The sequence below is a fragment of the Opitutus terrae PB90-1 genome (assembly GCF_000019965.1).
Classification (GTDB): Bacteria; Verrucomicrobiota; Verrucomicrobiia; order Opitutales; family Opitutaceae; genus Opitutus; species Opitutus terrae.
This window is the reverse complement of sequence record NC_010571.1, coordinates 5181911-5201389: the sequence shown is the minus strand read 5'-3', so window position 1 is coordinate 5201389 and position 19479 is coordinate 5181911. Positions and strand designations below refer to the sequence as shown.

Genomic DNA, 19479 nt, shown 5'->3' with positions numbered 1-19479 from the left:
GGCTAGACGGAATTGCGGCGGCGCAGCGTGGCGATCCAGTCCGTGAGCTCAGCGGTATACGTTGCCCAGTCATTGAACCGCCGTGCGCTGGCGGTGGCGCTCAACGCTTGGAGTTCGCTCGGCGATTCCAGCAACCGCCGGATCGCCTGGGCGAGCGTCGGCGGTTCGACGTTGTCGAGTGGGACACAGCCGCCGGCACGCGAGATCTCGCCGAGGGCGCCCCGGCCGAGGCAGATGCACGGCCGGCCGCGGGCGAGGCTTTCGATCACCGGCAGCCCGAAACCCTCAGCCAGCGAGGGATAAACCGTGAACGCGCATTCATCGTAAGCCGCGGCAATGGTCGGGTCGTCGGCGGGACCGTCGTAGCGTACAGGCCGGCCGCTCGCTTGCAGGGCGCGAATCCGCTCGAGCGCGGCGCCGCCCGTGGGCGCATCAGCGTGGCCGATAACCCGCAACGTAAACGCCACACCCGCGACCCAGAGCATCTCGCAGGCGGCGAACAGCGCGAGGTGGTTCTTCCGCCCCTCGAGCGTACCGACGGAGAGGATCACCGGCGGTGCGGCCGACGAGGGCGGCGCACGGTCGACGCCCGCGGGTGAGGGATCGACACCCAGCGGCAGCGCGATGACCGGCGGCGTATCCGGAACTCCGAGCCAGCGCCAATAGCCGAGCAAGGAGTCGCGGGAGTCCTCCGAAATCGCGGCGATTCCGTCGAACTGCAGCAGCTCGTGCAAGTAGCCGGGAAGCCGGGCCACCATTGCCGGCGGCGTCAGCTCCGGCAGCCGGAGAGAAATCGCGTCATGGAACAGCGCGACGCGCGGCCCGCGCACGCGGGCGAACACCCGCGGGAGCTCGCGGCCCACGACCGGGCTGAACAGCTCTGGCTCGATCGAGCCTGTGAAGTTCCCCGTCAGCAGGTGTGGGGCGTTGCGCCGCAGGATGCGACGGAACCGACTGCGCCATTTCGCCGACCATGGCCATCGGGCATGGCGGCGTTCGCTCCCCTGCGTGCTGGCGAGATTGGCCAGTTCCCAAGGTTCGAGCGGCCGCCAGCCGCCGAGGAACGGATCACGGGTGACCGGCATGGCGTTCGCACCGAGCTGCCGCCAGAGCGCACGCGCCACCCGCTGGATGCCCGTGCGGGCGCGGGTGTGACTGGTGTGCGTGAGATCGAGCAGCAGCATCGCGCGAAAGCGTTCGGGGCGCGCGGCCGTTACTCAACGCGCTGAACCGTGCACAGCATGTCGTGCCGGAACGCCGGCGGCAGCAGTCGCGCCAGCCGGCTGAATCGACGACCGGAGGCGGACGAGAAGGCGTAAAGCGTGTCGAGTTCGAGCGCGACGACCCGGAGCCCCGCGCGCTCGAGCAGCCGTCGCAGTTCGCTGCGGGTGAGCTCGCGAAAATGCCCGGGGTTCCGCGGATCCTCGCGTATTAGCTCGAAGGGATTGTGGCCCGTGAGGAGTAGCCAGCGGTTGCGCAGCCAGGCGGCGTTGGGCGTCGATACCAGCAGATATCCACCGGGCCGGAGAAACGAACGCAGCATCCGGAAGACATGCAGCGGCGAAATGTGCACGTGCTCGATCACCTCCAGCAGCAGAATCAGATCGCAGCGCTCCACGCGCGGCCAGCGGGCGGGATCGGCCGCGTCGTTCAGGTCGAACGGATGATGGGCGCGCAGCGCGGGGGTCTGATAGCGGTGATCGGCCCAACCCATCGTTTCCAGCGCGATGCCCGGCAAAAACTCCGCGAGTAGTTCGACCTCCAGCGCCGGACCGATGTCGAGCACGCGCGCCGGACTGGCCGCCGGGGCCGCGCGCGGCACGAGTTCGGACGCGCGCGCCACGGCCGTGGCGATCCGGCGCCGGTTCTCGCGCCAGTAACGCTGGGCGTCTGCGTCCCGCGACGCCACCAGCGTGTCACCACGATCGAGCAGCAGTGCAAGGGAGAGAGGGCGGACGGCGGGCACGTCAGGGAGCAGAGCGTTCCGGCGCTTGGTTTTCAATCCGCACCTCGCGCACGGCAAAAGGCGGATAGGACAGATCCGGGACCGGCGAGGCGATGAAGCTGACGCGATTGACTTGGTCTGCTACGAGCGGCACGACCAACCGCCACGGCGGCGGCCCGCCGAGCCGCTGGACGTAGTCGGGTGCACCGGCGGTCTCGCGGCGCACCTCCCACGTGGTGGCGTCTGCTTTCCGATTTCTGGAGGCGATGGCGAACACAAGCTGGCTGGCGGTGTGAGGCAGCAGCTCGATCGCGACGTGCGTGTAGGCTTGTTCTGGCGGACCGTCGTCCGGGAACAGCCCGGTCGATTTGACGAGGCGATTCGAGCGCGCGAGCAGCGCGACCGTATCGCCGGAGAAAAGGCGCGGCGAATTGGCGTCGAACGATTCGGCCCACGCGCGACTCACCAGGACGCCCGACAGCGCAGGCAACGGATCGCGCGACTCGTTGCGCACGGCGTCCCGAAGATATCCGCCGTTTCCGTAGCCGCGGGCGGCGAAATAGAGCGAGCTATCCGGGAGAAAGTAGGTCGCCCACATGCTATGGAAGAACATCATCGGGAAGGTGGCGCCGTCGATGAGCAGCGGGGAACCGGCGAGGTGCTGGTGCGCGTAGCCCCGCAGCCGGAACCAATCTTCGGTGATCATTTTCCGCTGCGACCATTGATGCTCAATAACGCAGTTGTAGAACGTGGCGTAGCCAAACAGCGCGAGGATCGCGAGCAGCGTGCTGCGGACGATCCGGCGTCGGCGCGTGGAGGTTGGAGCGGCGGCGGCCAGCGTATCGAGAATCGCCACGGGAAAAAACGCCGCCCATAGCGGCCCGCCGAACTGCACGGTCTTTTGCCAGCCATAATTGAAACCGGTGATGATCGTGTAGGCCAGCAGCGCGCCGGCTCCCGAGAGGATGAACCAGGCGCCGAACCGGTCGCGTGCGCGACGCAGCGTCAGTGCCAGCGCCGCGAGCAGCAGGATCGTCAGCACGGCGCCGACCAGCACGCCGAGAATTTTGGTGGCCCCGACAGAGAGCGTGGCCAGCGCGGGAACGTATTGCAGCGGGGTGATCCGGTCGAAGAGATTCGCCCAGCTCAGATTGGCTCGCGCGGTTTCGAAGGAGGTCACGAAACCGTACCATGCCCGCGCGGAAGACGTCGGGTTCAGCGCCAGTCCGACGATCACCGCGCCGGCGGTGGCGGCGGCCGGTCGCCAGACGTTCGCGAGCGTGTCGGAGAACCACGCGCGCAGCCAGAGCAGTCCGGCCGGCAGCGCGACGAAGGGCAGCATTTCCGGATACGAGCAGAGCAGTCCGTGCAGCGAAAATGCGAGGAGCGCCAGCCACGCGCCGCGGCCGGGGCCACCGCGCAACGCACGCTCGACCGCCGCGACGACTCCGCCGGCGCACAGCGCGCCGAGCAGATTCGGCAGATTGGCGTTGCCGTGAAAGAACACGAAAACGGGCTGCAGCGCGACGAGTGCGAAGGTGCCGACGGATCCGAGCCGGTTCGAGAGGAAGGTGCGGACGGTCAGGAACACGGCGGCGATCCACGGCACGAAGAGCGCGGCCGTCGCCGCCAGATAGATCCGCACGGGCTCGCTTCCGCTGAGCGAGGAGAGCAGCGCGAGAAAACCCTCGCCGCCCATCCGGCCCCACGCGGGTTGCCAGCCGATGATCGCCGGCACCGCATCCATGAGCGGATGAACGCGTACGGAGGGCGGCAGTTCCATGTAGGTGTGCCGCATCAAATGCTCGGCGGCGACGATCCAGAAGAACGCGTCGTGATTGCTCGTGCCATCGTAGTAGACGAGTTCGGGTCGGCTGAGTAGGGGCCAGAGCAGGAAGATCAGGAAACCGCTGGCGAGCGCGAGTGCGACGGCGCCGCGGCGATGGCCTGCCACCGTCGCCACGTCGCGCCAGGCGGTGGTGCGCGCCGCGGGCCAGAGCAACGTCACGGCGACGGGCCAGAGGCAGAGCCACGCCCACGCTCCGGCGAGTGGCCGGAAGAAATTCACGGCGGCGATATTCCAGAGCAGAAGCGCGAGTCCGCCAAGGACGGCGACCGCGAGGCGCTCGGCGGCGCTCGTCTCCTTGAGCCACACCGCCAGCAAATAGCCCGAGAGTAGCAGGAAAAGCGGAAGCCCGATCAGCAACAGGAGATTCATGAGGTCAGCGCATTACGCTGGCAGAGAACACCTGCCTCGGCGGATCCTGCTCGCTGGCACCGGAAGCTAAGGGGCGGATGCCCCCACGTGCGAGTAATGCGGCGTGCAAGCATCGGCTCAGAACGTCGCGATCGATTCCAACCGGCGGCGGTAGCGCTCGCCGATGGTTGCGGGCGAGAGGCGCGTCTCGATGGTGGCGCGGGCCGCGGCGCCGAGCCGGGCGGCGAGCGCGCGGTCGGCGAACAACCGGCGCATCCATTCGGCGGCGTAATTCACATCAGGCTCGGCCCACAGCTGACCTTTGCCGTAGGGCCCGCTGTTTGTTGTAATCTTCGTCAGCGTGTAGCGAATGGGGCAGCCGCTGTCAGCGTTGACGAACTCCGCTGTGCCGGACCAATCGGTCGAGATCACTGGTTTGCCGAGATACATGGACTCAGCCACCGCGAGGCCGAAGCCTTCCGAGCGATGCAGCGAGACGAAACAATCGCACGCGCTCTCGAGCAGGTAGATCTCCTCGCGCGGCAGCGTGCCGGTGATGAGCACCGTGTCGGGCAGGTCACGCACGGCGGCTTGCAAGGCCGCGAAATCCTCCGGGTTGTCGCGCTCGTTCTGCACCTTGATCACGAGCGCCGCTCCGGCGCCTGCCAGTCCGGAGGCGCGGAACGCCGCGAGCACCGCCTGCGGGTTTTTTCGCGCGGAGTAGGAGTTCAGGTCGTAGAGGAAAAGGAACAGGAACTTGTCGCGCGGGAGCCCGAACCGCGCGCGACCGTCGGCGGTCGGTCGCGGAAAGGAAATCGCGTGCGGCATCGTGATCACCGGCCGCGGCGATTTCATCGCGATCGCCTCGCGCGTGAAATCGCTCGGGCACCACACCTCGTCGTAATACGCGAAGTCCGGCACCCACGTGTCCGGGAACTCCGGCAGCTCCCACGCCCAGTAGGCGACGTTGTATTTTCCGGCGCGAAAACCCGGGCCGTGGTGATGATCGAGGTCGCGCGACGCGGGCGGATCGATGTGGATGACGTTGACGCGATAGGGATTTTCGTCCCGCAGCCGCGAGGCGTAAGTGAGGTCGCCGCGCCGGTTCTTGCAGTGCAGCTTGAGCGGCACGAGGGCGGTGGTGATGCCGGCGGCATCAGCGGCGCGCACCATGCAGCGCGCGGATTCGCCGACGCCGAGTTCGGCAGTCAGGAAGCCAACGAGGTTGAACTCGTAGCGCGTGTGCCGACGGGCGAACGCGAGCGAGAAGGGCGCCAGCCGCACCGCGAAATCGTACACCGTTTCACCGGTCTGCGTCGTGAGGGTCTCGATCCGGATCTGACGGTTTTTGTTCTGCACACGAAATCGCTGCAGCGACGCGAGCCCGACGATCCGACCCAGCCAGGCGAGGAGGTTGGTGAACCCCGTGCCGCCGAGCCGAAGCGTGATCCGCAATCCGCGCCGCGCCGCGTCCGGGCCAACGGGAATCTCGATCGAAAACGGACCGGGCCTGAGGTCGGCGAGCGTGGCTACGCGCGTGCCATCCAGCAGGCAGATGAGCGAGGGCGGTCCGACTTCGATGCCGCGCACGTCGGGATGCGGCCGGTATTCCCCGCGCAGGAGCAGGCGTTCGACGCCCTCGCTCGGGGGGAGATCGAGCACGGCCGTTTCGCGAATCCACGCCGAGTCGGTCGCGAAGTTGTCGAAAAACAGACCGGAGAAGCTGGGCGCGCGCCAGGTGCCGCGCGAAGAGGAAGTGGAGCGGGCCGAAGCCATGAAGGATCGGCTGAGCGAAAGCCGCGGCGTTTACCTTGGCAAAGTTTATCTGGGAGCGGGCGGGAACGGCGCGCGACGGCTCGTTGGCGAAACTGACGCCGCCTCACAGGTTGACGCGCGAAAGCGGAAAGCCGTGGATGAAGGCGTGGAGATCGAGGAATATCGCCGGATGGCTGCGGTGGAAGATGCGATGTGGTATTACCGCGCGCTGCACCAGCATCTCGAGCGGGAGCTGACGGCGGGGCTGGGCGAGGGTGGCCGGCGGTGGCGGCGGGGAACGCCGTCCACGGGCAAGACGCCCGCGCCACCTCCGAGGGCTGAAAATCCGCCCGGTCAGGCTGACCGTGCGATGTGGCAGATTCTCGATGCGGGGTGCGGCACGGGCGGGCTGATCCGGCGGCTGGAACCGGTGCATCCTGAGTGGCGCTGGACGGGCGTCGACGTCGAGCCCCTGGCGTGCGAACTGGCGCGCGGCCGCGTGGCCCGGAGCGAAATCGTGGAGGCGTCGGTCACGGCGCTGCCGTTTGGCGATGCGAGTTTCGACGCCGTCGTTTCGGCCGACGTGCTTTATCACCTCGACGACGACGCGCTGGCCCTGCGCGAGTACGCCCGCGTGCTGCGACCCGGCGGCCGGATAGTCATCAACGTGCCGGCGCACCGCTGGCTGTGGTCCTATCACGACGTGGCGGTGCATGGTCGGCGACGGTATGTGCGGAAGGAACTGCGCGCGCGACTGGAGGCGGCGGGGCTGCAGGTGAACCGGCTCACGCACTGGAACCTGCTGCCGCTGCCGCTGGTGATTGTGCGGCGCAAGATGCTGCCGGCACCGCGAAGCGGAAGCGACGTGCGGCTCTACCCACAGCCGGTCGAGGCAATCTTCAACGGACTGATGGCCGTCGAGCGCGGAGGGTTGCGCACGTTGCGCAGCTTCCCGGTGGGAACCTCGATCCTGGCGGTCGCAACGAAAGCCGATTGAGGCGGGCTGAACTACGATCTCGGAGGCGGCTGGTCGACGGGCACCACGCTGAGGTCTTCGATGGCGAACCCCAGTTCGCGGCCATCAGGGGCGGGCGGATAAGTCACTCGACCCGTGAAGCGCCAGTCCAGTGGATGGCGGCCGGCAGGCAGCCGGAGCTCGATTGTCCGCAGGTCGCGCGTGGCTCCGCTGACGATGTGCCGATACACCTCTCGACCGCGGCAGGTGACGACCAGTTGACCCGGCTCGAGACTGTACGCGCGGAAGCGGAGTTCGACTCGTCCGCCCGTCGGCATCCGCAGGCTCGTGGTTGCGACATCGCGCGCCCAGCGCCAGGAGCGGTTGCCGTCCTGTTCCAGATCATACCAGCCGTCCAACACCACGATTTCGGGGCGCGTGAGCGCGGTGATGACATCCCAGCGCTCGTAGAACGCAGGATTCGTGAGGTCGAGCGGCCGCGGCGGCTGCTGCGGCTGCAGGAGGAAGATGCGCACGTCGGGATTTTCCTTCTGCGGAAACTCCTCCAGGCCCAAGGCGCGCAATTCCGTCAGCAGGGGCCCCGCCTGATCGGGCACGCCGCGCACGTTGATCCAGAGTGCGCTGAAGCCGGCAGCCTCGAGTTCCTGCTTGAGCCGGGGAGTGGGCAGCCGGCTCAGTGCACGAATGCTCCGCGAGGCCGCCGTGCCCCGCAGCGCGCCGTAGGAGAAGCGCAGCGAGTCGGAAAGCAGATACGGCAGGAAGTGCTCGTAGTCCGTCATGCGCACCACGGTCCCGGCTTCCGGGAAGACGGTCGCCGGCAGCTGGAACACCATCGCGCCGCGGCCCAATCGCTGCTCGAGGGCGTGCGCGAGAGCCGCGTTGTGGGCCAGCTCGGTGGCGTTGTGCTGGAGCATGCGGTGCACGCGCAGCTTGGGCAGCGAGTCGAACACGCCGACGCCCACGATCAGCGCCGGCAGCGCCCAGCGCCACGCGAGGGAGCGTGGCCGCCAGCGCCGCTGAATCCATGCACCGAGAAACAGCAGCACCCAGACGAGAATGAAGACGCTGTTGCGGTTGCTGGCGCGAAACACATCCAGCCCGGCGAAGGCGAGCAGCGAGTTGATCCCGCCGACGGCGGAGAAGAGCAGCGTCCAGCACAGTCCGAGGAACGCGTCGGGCAGACGCGCCGAGCGGCGAGCGACCATGCCTTTGATGCCCGCGACCACGAGCAGCACGAGACCGAGGATGCCGAAGATGCCGAGATAGTTGATGAAAAACTCCGTGCGGAGCGCTGACTGCGCGTAGTAGGCGCGACCCAGCTCGTTGAACCATGCGAGCGGATGCTCCATCGGCGGGATCAGCAGATCCGTGAGCTTCAGCGCGTAGATCTCGGCGCCGGCATAGTTGCGGACGAGCGTGAGCCGTTGCGCCGCGCCAGCGGGCGAGAGGAAGTAAGCCGCGTTGTGCAACAGGAACGACAGGCCGGTCACCAGCACAAAAATCAGTCCGACGCGCCAGCGCGCGAAGTCGCGGCGGCGCAGGAGCTGCAACACGACGGCGCCCGCGGCGAGTTGGGCGGCGAAGAAGCCGAGGTAGGGGTTGGCGCCGCCGAACCACGCGCCGAGTGCGATCCCGAACCACAGCCAGCCTCGCGGGCGAATCGCCGGAGCCGAGCGCGCCACCCAGGCACAGAACAACAACAGCAGTGGCACTACGAAACTCAGCGAAAACGAGACGGTGACGCCCCAGCGAAAATTGTAGCTGGAGAACGCGAACAGCAGCCCGAGCGCCATGGCCCACTCGTGCCGCCAGCGCAGGAAGCGCGCCACCAGGTAGAAGCCGAGAGCGTTGAGCACGTGCGTCAGCGCGATGGCGATGTTCACCGCGGCGAACACCCCTGCGACTCGAGCGAGTCCGCCGAGAAGCGTGAACACCACGCGGTCCGACACCGGATATCGACTCCAGTCGGCCTCGAGCGGCGCGGCCAGTCGGGGCAGCACGGAATAGCCACGCAACGGCTGACTCAGATCCTCCGCGGCTGCCTGGACGCGAGTGTAGATCTCGAGCGGATCACCGTGCAGTTGCAGCGGCGTGCGCCAGGCCTCGAGCGTCCAGCGATGGGTGAAACCGCACCAGATCGCGAGCGCGAGGGCAGCGAGGCAGAACAGCGGAGCAAACCGGCGAAGAAACATCAACGGGTGCGCCGAAAGGCCCGGCGCGGAGGGGAGTGCATCGGTGAATGCGCACGGCGCGCTCGGGGCAAGATCATTGTGGGCGGAGGGGCAAATGAAGGCGCGGCGCGTTCCTGCCATTCACGGGCGAGACGCCCGTCCCACGTGGCATGGGCGTCTCGCCCATGTCAGAAAACCATGACCTGCCTGAACTGCCGGGGATTGTTTTTGCCGTTGTCGCCGGGAGCTGTGCCGGGAGAATGGACTGACTGTTCGTCAACACCGCATCCGCGCATGGCCGATCATCCGCTGCTTACCGCCGACCCCAAGGCCAGCTATCTGGCGCACGCCGCGGAAATTCGTGCGGCGATCGACCGCGTGCTGGCGAGCGGACACTATATTCTCGGGCCGGAGGTGGAGGCGTTCGAGCGCGAGTTTGCCACGGCGCAGGGCGGCGGGCACGTGATTGGCGTGGCGAATGGCACCGAGGCGATCGAGCTGGCGTTGCGCGCGATCGGTGTACAGCGAGGCGACGCGGTGGCGACGGTGGCGAACACCGTTAGCGCGACGGCTGCCGCGATCGAGCAGATCGGCGCACGGCTCACGTTCGTGGAGATCGATGCGGCCACGATGGTGATGTCCGCCGCGACGCTGGAGCGGGCGCTCGTCGAAGCGGGCGGCACGATCAAGGCGATCGTGCCGGTGCATCTTTACGGCCATCCCGCGCCGATGCCGGCGATCGTGGAACTCGCGCAGCGGCACGGCGCGAAGGTGATCGAAGACTGCGCGCAATCGCACGGTGCGCTGGTGGCGGGGCGGCCCGCCGGCGCGTGGGGCGACGCAGCGGCGTACAGTTTTTATCCGACCAAAAATCTTGGGGCCATCGGCGACGGCGGCGCGGTTTATACGCGCGACGCCGAGCTGGCCGAGCGCGTGCAGCGGCTGCGGCAGTATGGCTGGCGGCAGCGTTACGTGAGCGAGGAGCCGGGCCGCAACAGCCGACTGGACGAATTGCAAGCCGCGATCCTGCGCGTGAAACTCGGCGCGCTGGCGGCGGAAAATGAGACGAGGCGGAAACTCGCGGCGCGCTACTTGGAACGGCTGGGACAGGCGGCTGCGGCCGGGGCGCGGCGAGTTACGCTGCCGGCCGTCGCAGCCGACGTGCGGCCGGTGTGGCATCAGTTCGTCGTGCGGACGCCCGAGCGCGAGGCGCTGCGCACGCATTTGGCGGAGCGCGGGATCGCGGCGGGCGTGCTGTATCCGACGCCGCTGCACCGCCAGCCCGCGTATGCGCAGCCGGAGCTGCATTTGCCGGAGACGGAGCAGGCCTGCGCCGAGGTGCTATGCCTGCCGGTGCATCCGGCGCTCAGCTTGGCGGACGTTGACAGGGTGTCCGACGAAATCCTTGGTTGGTTGTGCTCATGACCGCGAACGCACCCGCGCTCAGCTTTGTCATTCCGCTCTACACCAGTGCCGAGACGATCGCTCCGCTGGTCCGGGAGATCGAAGGACTGACGATCGCGGGCGGGCACGAGATCGTGCTGGTGAACGACGGCAGCACCGATGCCACCGCGACGGTTTGCCGCGAACTGGTGCGGTCCGCAAAGGTGCCGATCGTCTACATCGAACACGCGCGCAATTTCGGCGAGCACAACGCGGTGCTCACCGGCTGGCGGCATGCGCGCGGCGCGCATCTCGTCAATCTCGACGACGACGGCCAGCATCCGCCGACGGAAGCCGTGCGGTTGTGGCAGCACGCGATGGCGACCGGAGCGGACGTGGTGTTCGGCCACTACACGGTGAAGCAGCATTCGTTGTGGCGGAACTTCGGGAGCTGGTTCACGAACCGGATGACCGATTGGGCGCTGGAGAAGCCCACCGGATTTTACCTGTCGAGTTTCCGGTGCGTCACGGCGGCCGTGGCGCGGGACGTCGCGCGCAATACCGGCCCCACGCCCTACATCGACGGACTGATCCTGCAGGTGACGCAGCGGATTGCGTCGCTGCCGGTGCGGCACGAAGCGCGCCAAGCGGGCACGAGCGGCTACACGTTCCGGCGGCTCGTGCGGCTGTGGTTGAGCGCGTGGATCAATTTTTCGGTGCTGCCGTTGCGCGTCGCGACGGTGATCGGGCTGGCGGCGGCGGCGCTGGGTGTGGTCGGACTCGGCTGGGTCGGCTGGCTGTGGTTCACCAATCGCGGACCGGCGTTCGGCTGGGGTTCACTCATGGCGGCGCTGCTCATGTTCTCCGGCACCCAACTCGTGCTGCTCGGACTGGTGGGCGAATACATCGGTCGGATGTATTTGACCGTAAACCAGCGGCCGCAGTCGGTCGTGCGCGAGGTGCTGCGGAGCGGATAAGAGCGATAGGCGGGAAGCGGAGTTCTTCGCCGCCGGAAAAGACGGACCGGCCTGTCACATTCGGGCTGCGGACGACAATAGAGAGTGAACGCGCCCGCAACGGGTGCGGCGTGGCGTTTCTGCCGCGCGGTTCGGTCAACGCAATCAACCCACCCCCGAAAAATGGAAATCTCCGCCTTCCGACCGTGTTCACTGTCCGCTCGCCGCCTGTGGTGGACGGCGTTACTGCTGGTCGCCGCGCCGCTGTCCGGCGCCGAAATGTCCTCGTCGCCACTGGCGAAGTCGATGGAGCAGGAGTTGAACATCCTGGAGCACGATCTGGTGCCGTTGGCCGAAGCCATGCCGCCAGCGCTGTATGATTTCGCACCCACGAGCGGAGAGTTCAAGGATGTGCGAACGTTCGGCCAGCAGGTCATGCATGTGGCCACGAACATCTATGGCGCTGCGGGCACCGTGCTCGGGGAGAAACCGCCGGCCGCGATGGGCGATGGCAACAATGGACCGCAGGAACTCAAAACGAAGGAGCAGATTCTCGGCTATCTCCGGGGCTCGATGGACTACGCGCGTCGCGCCATGGCTTCGTTGACCGTCGCAAACGCCATGGACGAGGTGGATCCTGGCTGGGGCAAACACAGCCGTTTGTTCATGGCCAACGTGGTGCTGTGGCACAGCTTTGACCACTACGGGCAGATGGTGATCTACGCTCGGCTGAACGGGATCGTTCCGCCAGCCAGCCGGCCGAAGAAATAGGACGCCCATCGAGCGTTGCTGATCTGACTAAAGCTGTCGGCGCCGCCGGGCGGCCGGGGCAGCCTCACCTCGGCGGTTCGGCGGAAGCTGCGGACGGCGGACCGCCTGCTCCGAAGATTTTGTCCCACCGGGCGATCTCGCGGTCCATGGCGGCACGCATGCCGTCGACGGCGATCGCGGGTGGCGTGCGGCGTAGCCCGAGGACAAACGCGAGCGCTGCGCGGGCGTCGGCGTGGTCGAGCGCCGGATGCGGCGAGGTCCACTGTCGGTCGAGGTAGTTCCAACACCAACGGCGGTAGGCGAGCGACTCGAGTTCGGCGCGCCAGCGCTGCGCGAGCCGGCGGCTGTTCTGTTCATCACGCTGCTTTCGCCCCGGTGAGGCACTGATGTGATGCAGCACGATGCTGCGCAGCGCCACGGCGTTGCGCCGGCCGCGCGCCCGCAGCCGCAGGCAGAGATCGACGTCTTCGCCGCCGTTGTGAAAACCGTCGTCGAAACCGCCGAGTTGTTCCCAGACCACGCGCTCGATCAACGCGCACGCGCCGGTGACGGCCGGGCACAAGCGCATGCGTCGCGCCCAGCGCAGTGCACGCGGCGGCAGCGAACGGAGATGCTCGGGTTTCGCCTGCAGATTGACGACCATGCCGGCGTGATCGATGGCGCGGGAGCGCGGCTCGAGCTGGACGTTGCCCACGAAGCCGGCGTGCGCGCCCAGCCGGCGGTGCACGGCGAGCATCGGCGGCAGCCAACCCGGCGTGAGCACGAGGTCGTTGTTGAGCAGCACGAGAAATCGGCCCGTTGCGACGGCGGCGCCGCGATTGTTGGCGGCGGCGTAGCCGACGTTGCGGGCGTTGAGCACGACGCGAAAGGGGGGACCGAGGGTGGCAAGCCACGCGCGCGTGCCGTCGGTGCTACCGTCGTCGACGAGGATGATCTCGTGCGCGAGATCGCGCGGCACGGTCGCTTGCAGGCTCGCAATCATCGCCTGGGTGAGATCCAGACAATTGTAGAGCGGGACGACGAACGACACCTGCATGTCGCGGTTCATCGTGGCGGAGCGGGGGCGCGGCGCACGCCGAAAGTGAGCGGGACGAGAGTGGGTTGGGCGACTCGACAGTCGGCATGGCACGGGCGTCCCGCCCGTGCACAGCGCGCGTCGAGACATCCATGGGCGGGACGCCCATGCCACGCCCAAACGGGCGGGCAAGACGCCTACGCTCCCACGCAGGCGGCGGCCAAAGGCGGCTTCGTAGTTGGACGTCAGCTCAGCCGCCGGCGGAGATACTCGCCGTAGGACGATTTGCCGAGCCGCTGCACGTTGGCCTCGAGGCACGCGCGATCGATCCAGCCGGCTTCGAACGCGATTTCCTCGACGCAGGCGATTTTCAGCCCTGTGCGATTTTCGAGCACTTGGACGAACTGCGCGGCGTCCATCAACGAGTCGTGCGTGCCCGTATCGAGCCAGGCGGTGCCGCGGCCGAGCAATTCCACCTTGAGCCTGCCGGCCTCGAGATAGCGGCGGTTGAGATCCGTGATCTCGATCTCGCCGCGGGCGGACGGCTTGAGCGTGCGCGCGAGCCGGACGACCTCGCGATCGTAGAAGTAGAGCCCGGGTACGGCGTAGTTGGACTTGGGTTGGCGAGGCTTCTCCTCGAGTGACAGCACGCGGCCATCGGGCGCGAACTCGACGACACCGTAGGCGGCGGGATTGGCGACGTGATAGCCGAAGATGGTGGCGCCGTCCGTGCGGGCGGCGACTTCGCGCAACGAGGCAGCGAGATTGTGGCCGTAGAAAAGGTTGTCGCCGAGCACCAGCGCCGCGGGTTCGTCGTTGAGGAAGCCAACGTCGCCGGCGATGTGGAACGCCTGCGCGAGACCCTCGGGCCGGGGCTGTTCGGCGTAGGTGAAACGCACCCCGATGTTCTCACCCGTGCCGAGGAGCCGCCGGAAAAGCGGCAGATCGAGCGGCGTCGAGATGATCAGAATTTCGCGAATGCCGGCGAGCATGAGCACCGACAGCGGATAGTAGATCATCGGCTTGTCGTAGACCGGCATCAGCTGTTTCGAGACAGCGACGGTCAGAGGGTAGAGCCGCGTGCCGGAACCGCCGGCGAGGATGATGCCGCGGCGTGATGGTGCCGCGGCACCATCCGTTGACGTGGAAAGTTGAAGTGGGAGCGAAGGCATCGTGAGTTTGGGTTAGCGATCGAGCGATTTGATCAGCCCGTGGATCATTCGCGAGATTTCGCAGAGTTCTTTCCGCAGCCGGTGTCCGGCATCGGCTGGCAGGTAGCCGAGGGGCACGGCGCGCAGGACTTGGGAGCGCGTCTCCCCGCGGATCCTTTGGCATAGCCTAGAAACTGCTTGAACTCCGCCTTGCCGAGGCGCTCGGCGCCTTCCGCGATGTTGTCGGAGATGCTGTTGGCGGCGCGTGTGATCTGATCCTTGAATCCCCAGTCGCGGCAGTCCGCGAGCAAACGATAGAGCTCGATGCTCAGGGCGTGAGATCGCCGCCAGACTTCGAGCTTTTCGGAAGATTCGTCGGCGACGTCCATGATCTCTCGAGCTTCAACTTCAACTTTAGGCTTCAACGCGGCGCATTAAGCGCCGACGCCCAGCCGCTGCCGGGAGTACTTTTTTGCGGTGATGTCCGCGGCCCAGTCGCGGCGGGCGAGATACCAGTCGACGGTCTTCTCGATGCCGGTCGCGAAGCTCTCGCGCGGCGCCCAGCCCAGCTCGCACTGGAGCTTCGTGCAGTCGATGGCATAGCGCCGGTCGTGGCCCGGACGATCCGTCACGTGCGTGATCTGCGAGGCGTAGGATTTCCCATCGGTGCGCGGTGATTTGCGGTCCAACAGCCGGCAGATCGCGCGGACGATCTCGATGTTCGGCTGCTCGTTCAGGCCGCCGATGTTGTAGGTCTCGCCCACGCGACCGCGCTGCAGCACGAGCCAGATCGCCGCGGCATGATCCTCGACGTAAAGCCAGTCGCGCACCTGCAGGCCGTCGCCGTACACGGGCAGCGGTTTGCCCTCGAGCGCATTGAGAATCACCAACGGGATCAGCTTTTCCGGGAAGTGATACGGGCCGTAGTTGTTCGAGCAGTTGGTGGTCAGCGTCGGCAGCCCATAGGTGTGCTGGTAGGCGCGGACGAGATGATCGCTCGCGGCCTTCGAGGCGGCGTAGGGCGAGTTGGGCGCGTACGGCGTTTCCTCCGTGAAGGCCGGATCGCTCGGCGCCAGCGTGCCATAGACCTCGTCGGTCGAAACGTGGAGAAACCGGAAGGCGCCTTTCCGCGCGGCGGGCAGCTGCGTCCAGTAGAGCCGCGCGGCATTGAGCAGCCGGAGCGTACCGACAACGTTCGTCTGCACGAAAGGTTCGGGTGAATCGATCGAACGGTCGACGTGCGACTCGGCGGCGAAGTTCACTACGGCGTCGATGGCGTGCTCGTCGAGCAGCCGCGCAACGAGCGTGGCGTCGCCGATGTCGCCCTGCGCGAAAACGTAACGAGGGTCGGCAGCGAGATCGGCGAGGTTCGCGGGATTGCCGGCGTAGGTGAGCGCGTCGAGGTTGACGAGCCGCTGCAGCGGCGAGCCGGGCTCAAACAGCCGTTGACGCACGAAATTGCTGCCAATGAAACCGCAGCCGCCGGTGACGAGGAGATTCACGGAGGAAGTCCGGAGTTGAGAGTTGAGGGATGTGAGTTGAGAGCCGGAGACCGAGAGCTGAGAGTCCAAGGTTGAGCGTCGAGGGCGATCAGGACTCGACGACCTGGCGCAGGCTCTCGTGCCAGTCAGGCAGTCGCAGGCCGAAAGCCTGTTCGAGCTTCGCGCAGGACAACACGGAGTAGGCGGGCCGTTTCGTCGGCGTGGGATATTCGGCGGAGGTGATGGCTTCAACGGCGCGGCATTTGCGAGCGTCGAGCGGCATCAGGTCGATGATCGCGCTGGCGAAACCGTGCCAGCTGGTGTGACCGGACGCGGCGAGGTGATATGCACCGCTGAGCGCGCGGGCGTCCGCGGCGCTGCGCACCGAACGCAGGGCGTGCGCCGTGGTTTCGGCGATCATGCGCGACCAGGTGGGGCAGCCGAACTGGTCGGCGACGACGCGGAGCTTCTCCCGCTCGCGCGCGAGCCGCTGCATCGTGAGCATGAAGTTCGCGCCGCGTGCGCCATAGACCCAGCAGAGACGGAAGATAAGGTGATTGCAGCCAGTGCGGCGGATGGCTTCGTCGCCGGCGAGCTTCGAGCGGCCGTAGGCGCTGAGCGGATTCGGCGCGTCGGCTTCGACGTAGGGACTGGTTTTCGTGCCGTCGAAAACGTAGTCCGTCGAGTAGTGGACGAGCAGCGCGCCGCGGCGCTGCGCTTCTTCGGCCATGACGCCCGGTGCGTCGGCATTGATCTGTTTGGCCAGGGCAAATTCGGATTCGCATTTGTCGACCGCTGTATAGGCGGCGGCGTTGATGACGATGTTCGGAGCGGCCTCAGCGATGGCGCGGCGGATCGAGTCGGGCGCGGTGAAATCCACGTCGGGATAGTCGACCGCGACGAGTTGCGACATCGGCGCGAGTGTGCGGCGCAGTTCCCAGCCGACTTGGCCGACTTTGCCGAAGAGGAGAATTTTCGGAAGGGGCATGGGGCAAAGTCTAGAGCTGAGAGCCTGAGTGTCGCCGCGTGGCAGCGAAATGCCTGTGAGCCTGGAATGACGCCTGCGTTCTGGCTCTGGACGCTGGGCTCTGGACTCTCGGCTGCATGGCGTTGGTCTAGAAGAGACGAGCCGATGGCACATCGCGCAGCAGCGGCGCCTGGGTGTCGCGGGTGGAAAGAATCGGATCGCTCACCGGCCAGCGGATGCCGACGGCAGGATCGTCGAAGCGGAAAGCAATCTCGTCCTGCGGAGCGTAGGCGTCGGTGACCTTGTAGTGAAACAACGCCGTCTCGCTCGTGACCACGAAGCCGTGGGCGAAACCCGGCGGAACCCAAAACTGGCGCTTGTTCTCGGCGGACAGCGTGAGCCCGAACCAGCGGCCGAACGTCGGCGAGTTTCGCCGAAGGTCCACGACCACGTCCCAGACCTCACCCTGCCAGACGGAGACGAGCTTGCCCTGCGGATGCGGGTTCTGCGCGTGCATGCCGCGCAGCGTGCCGCGGCGGGAGAACGAAAAGTTGTCCTGCACGAAGTCGAGCGCGATGCCCGCGGCGCGATACCGGGGGCGACTCCACGATTCGAGGAAGAATCCCCGCTGATCGCCGAAGACCTTCGGTTCGATGATCAGCGGGCCGTCGAGTTCGCAGGCGAGGACGTTCATGCGCGCAGGACGGCCGGCAGGCGGCAAAGTCGAAGAAAGGGGACCAGCAGATCAATCATGGAGAACCGGTAGTGAAAACCAGCGAGCTGCGGACGAACAAGGCTTTTCCCGGGTCAGGTGGCGAGGTGACACAGGCCGACCCGGCGAGCCCGGCCGCGCGATCAATGCTGGCGACGATGGTAGTCGCCGCGACTAAAGTATTTTTCAAGCCACACGTAGGCGCAGATGAAGAAGTAGCGACTGCCCATCTCCTTGATCTTGAGTTTGGGCTGACCGTATTTGCGGTTTCGCCACGAAATCGGAGTGATCGCGTAGCTGTAGCCGCGCACGATCGCCTTGAGCGGAATCTCGACGGTGAGGTTGAAATGCGGGGCGAGGAACGGCCGGCAACCGTCGATGACCGTGCGACGGTAGGCTTTGAAGGCGTTGGTGGTGTCGTTGAGCGGAATGGCGAAGCCGATCCGCACGAGGAAATTCGCGATCCGGTTCACGAGCAGCTTGACGCGGGGATAGTCGATCACCTCGGCGCCTTTCATGAACCGGCTGCCGAACGCGCAATCGCGGCCTTCGTTGAGCAGCTGCCAGTATTTCACGGCGTGGGCCGGCGAATCCGAGGCGTCGGCCATCATCACCACCACCGCGTCGCCGCGGCTATGGTCGAAACCCCACACGACGGCGCGGCCGAAGCCGTGCGGGCCGGGATTCTGGGTCGGCGCCAGCGTCGGATATTTCGTCCGCAGCTCCTGCAGCACGGCCCACGTGCGATCCTTGCTGCCGTCGTCGATCACCACGAGCTCGTGCGGAATCCCGGCCGCGATCAACGCCTGGTAGATCGCGTCGAGTGTTTCGGGTAGCGATTGCTCCTCGTCGCGCGCGGGAATGATGACGGAGAACAGCTTGAGCGGAGCCGCGGTGGAGGGCATGGAGCGCGACTGCAATCAGAGCGGGGCCGAGATGTCCAGCCAGTCGGTGTGGGCGCGGGCGTGCGCGGCAATCTCCTCGAGGATGGCTGCGACCGGCGTCTGCGGTTGCCAGTGCCACAGCCGCGTGGCTTTGGCGTGATCGAGCACGATCCACGGAATGTCGAATGGCCGCGGCGTGTGATCAGCGGCGACCGGATGCGGCCCGAATTGCGCATCACACCAGGCGGTGAGCTGACGCAGCGACCTCGCGGACGCGACGCCGCCGGAGACATTCACGAGCCGGTCGGCTGCGGAGAGCTTGGGCGCGATGAACTGTTTTGCGAGCAGCGGCGCGAGATCGCGCGGGTGCAGACAATCGCGTACCTGATAGCCGTGGCCGCCGAATCCGATGTAGCTCAGTGGACGGCGGCGGAGATGGCTGTTGAGCCAGAAGGCGAAGATCCCCTGATCGGCGCGGCCAAACTGGCCGGCGCCCGCGAGCACGCCGCAGCGGTTGATGAAGACTCGGAGGTCGAACGTCTCGCCGTATTCGAGCGCGAGCGCTTCGGAGGCGAGCTTGGTGGCGCCGTAGAGCGACACCGGCGCGGCGGTCGAAAATGTTTCGTTCACGCCGGCGCCGGTGAGACCCGTGGGCCGATCGCCGGTCGCGGGGTGGAATGCGCCGTCGATCACATCGGTCGCAAGGCTGGCCAGCGGAGGAATCGAATACACGCGGCTCGTGCTCAGCAGCACGAAGCCGGCGCGGTGCTGCTTGCAGAACTCGAGCATGTTCACCGTGCCGACGAGATTGTGCTCCACGAGTTGGCGGGAGCTGGTGCGGCGATCCACGCCGGCGAGCACACTCGGATTGGCGGCGGCGTCGACGACCCAGTCGACGGCCGGGAGCGCTTCGAGATCGCTGGCAGCGCGAAGATCGGCGTGGTGCAACTTCACGCCTAGCCGCTTCAGCGCGTCGCGATTGGTCTCGCTGCCGGGCCGGATGAAATTGTCGAGACCGACGATTTCATAGCCGCCCGCTTCGCTGAGCGCGCGCGCCAGCGTGCTGCCGACAAAGCCGCACACGCCGGTGATCAGGAGTTTCATGCGGTGCGAGC

17 protein-coding genes are annotated in these 19479 nt (G+C 66.7%); 4 read left to right on the top strand and 13 right to left on the bottom strand.

Translation table 11 applies throughout. From position 1 onward, the window contains the following. Positions 1-2: 2 nt before the first annotated feature. The 4 genes from OTER_RS20225 to OTER_RS20210 all read right to left on the bottom strand — a co-directional run bounded on the left by OTER_RS20225 (position 3) and on the right by OTER_RS20210 (position 5918). On the bottom strand, positions 3-1184 hold the full coding sequence (locus tag OTER_RS20225; protein ID WP_012376808.1) for a glycosyltransferase: 1182 nt from the start codon (positions 1182-1184) through the stop codon (positions 3-5). A gap of 29 nt (positions 1185-1213) precedes the next feature. Further along, positions 1214-1966 carry a class I SAM-dependent methyltransferase gene (locus OTER_RS24540; protein ID WP_012376807.1) on the bottom strand — a complete coding sequence of 251 codons (753 nt, stop codon included), beginning with the start codon at positions 1964-1966 and terminating at the stop codon, positions 1214-1216. A 1-nt stretch (position 1967) separates the two neighbouring features. After that, the gene (locus OTER_RS20215; protein WP_012376806.1) at positions 1968-4163 is read right to left on the bottom strand and encodes a hypothetical protein; all 2196 of its coding nucleotides are present in this window, start codon (positions 4161-4163) and stop codon (positions 1968-1970) included. Positions 4164-4280: 117 nt separating this feature from the next. Then, positions 4281-5918, bottom strand: coding sequence for a glycosyltransferase family 4 protein (locus OTER_RS20210; RefSeq protein WP_012376805.1), 1638 nt, complete (start codon positions 5916-5918; stop codon positions 4281-4283). Here OTER_RS20210 and OTER_RS20205 point away from each other — a divergent pair. Continuing rightward, positions 5917-6894, top strand: a complete 978-nt coding sequence (locus OTER_RS20205; RefSeq protein WP_052300443.1) for a class I SAM-dependent methyltransferase — start codon at positions 5917-5919, stop codon at positions 6892-6894. The two genes, OTER_RS20210 and OTER_RS20205, sit on opposite strands and share 2 nt — an antisense overlap. An 11-nt stretch (positions 6895-6905) precedes the next feature. Here the strand turns inward: OTER_RS20205 and OTER_RS20200 are convergent, their stop codons facing one another. Next, positions 6906-9065: a hypothetical protein gene (locus tag OTER_RS20200; RefSeq protein WP_012376803.1), complete on the bottom strand. Its 2160-nt coding sequence runs from the start codon at positions 9063-9065 to the stop codon at positions 6906-6908. Positions 9066-9338: 273 nt separating this feature from the next. Here OTER_RS20200 and OTER_RS20195 point away from each other — a divergent pair, with 273 nt between their 5' ends. The 3 genes from OTER_RS20195 to OTER_RS24535 all read left to right on the top strand — a co-directional run bounded on the left by OTER_RS20195 (position 9339) and on the right by OTER_RS24535 (position 12154). Next, a complete protein-coding gene (locus OTER_RS20195) occupies positions 9339-10469 on the top strand; it encodes a DegT/DnrJ/EryC1/StrS family aminotransferase (protein ID WP_012376802.1) in 1131 nt (376 codons plus the stop codon). Continuing rightward, the gene (locus OTER_RS20190; RefSeq protein ID WP_012376801.1) at positions 10466-11404 is read left to right on the top strand and encodes a glycosyltransferase family 2 protein; all 939 of its coding nucleotides are present in this window, start codon (positions 10466-10468) and stop codon (positions 11402-11404) included. The genes OTER_RS20195 and OTER_RS20190 overlap by 4 nt, the downstream gene beginning before the upstream one ends. Positions 11405-11566: 162 nt before the next feature. Next, positions 11567-12154, top strand: a complete 588-nt coding sequence (locus tag OTER_RS24535; RefSeq protein WP_012376800.1) for a DinB family protein — start codon at positions 11567-11569, stop codon at positions 12152-12154. 64 nt (positions 12155-12218) lie between these two features. Here OTER_RS24535 and OTER_RS20180 read toward each other — a convergent pair whose 3' ends face one another. The 8 genes from OTER_RS20180 to OTER_RS20145 all read right to left on the bottom strand — a co-directional run bounded on the left by OTER_RS20180 (position 12219) and on the right by OTER_RS20145 (position 19468). Further along, complete coding sequence (locus tag OTER_RS20180) at positions 12219-13202, bottom strand: glycosyltransferase family 2 protein (protein ID WP_012376799.1); 984 nt, start codon at positions 13200-13202, stop codon at positions 12219-12221. A 212-nt stretch (positions 13203-13414) separates the two neighbouring features. Further along, the gene (gene rfbA / locus OTER_RS20175; protein WP_012376798.1) at positions 13415-14341 is read right to left on the bottom strand and encodes a glucose-1-phosphate thymidylyltransferase RfbA; all 927 of its coding nucleotides are present in this window, start codon (positions 14339-14341) and stop codon (positions 13415-13417) included. 44 nt (positions 14342-14385) lie between these two features. Then, positions 14386-14709 (bottom strand): four helix bundle protein, encoded by a 324-nt coding sequence (locus tag OTER_RS20170; protein ID WP_012376797.1) that lies wholly within the window; start codon positions 14707-14709, stop codon positions 14386-14388. A 45-nt stretch (positions 14710-14754) separates the two neighbouring features. Next, the gene (rfbB, locus tag OTER_RS20165) at positions 14755-15822 is read right to left on the bottom strand and encodes a dTDP-glucose 4,6-dehydratase (RefSeq protein WP_012376796.1); all 1068 of its coding nucleotides are present in this window, start codon (positions 15820-15822) and stop codon (positions 14755-14757) included. Between the two features lie 88 nt (positions 15823-15910). Then, on the bottom strand, positions 15911-16789 hold the full coding sequence (rfbD, locus tag OTER_RS20160) for a dTDP-4-dehydrorhamnose reductase (protein ID WP_012376795.1): 879 nt from the start codon (positions 16787-16789) through the stop codon (positions 15911-15913). 127 nt (positions 16790-16916) lie between these two features. After that, positions 16917-17462, bottom strand: a complete 546-nt coding sequence (rfbC, locus tag OTER_RS20155; RefSeq protein WP_012376794.1) for a dTDP-4-dehydrorhamnose 3,5-epimerase — start codon at positions 17460-17462, stop codon at positions 16917-16919. A 161-nt stretch (positions 17463-17623) separates the two neighbouring features. Beyond that, the gene (locus OTER_RS20150) at positions 17624-18385 is read right to left on the bottom strand and encodes a glycosyltransferase family 2 protein (RefSeq protein ID WP_012376793.1); all 762 of its coding nucleotides are present in this window, start codon (positions 18383-18385) and stop codon (positions 17624-17626) included. Between the two features lie 15 nt (positions 18386-18400). After that, complete coding sequence (locus tag OTER_RS20145; RefSeq protein ID WP_012376792.1) at positions 18401-19468, bottom strand: NAD-dependent epimerase/dehydratase family protein; 1068 nt, start codon at positions 19466-19468, stop codon at positions 18401-18403. Between the last annotated feature and the right edge of the window lie 11 nt (positions 19469-19479).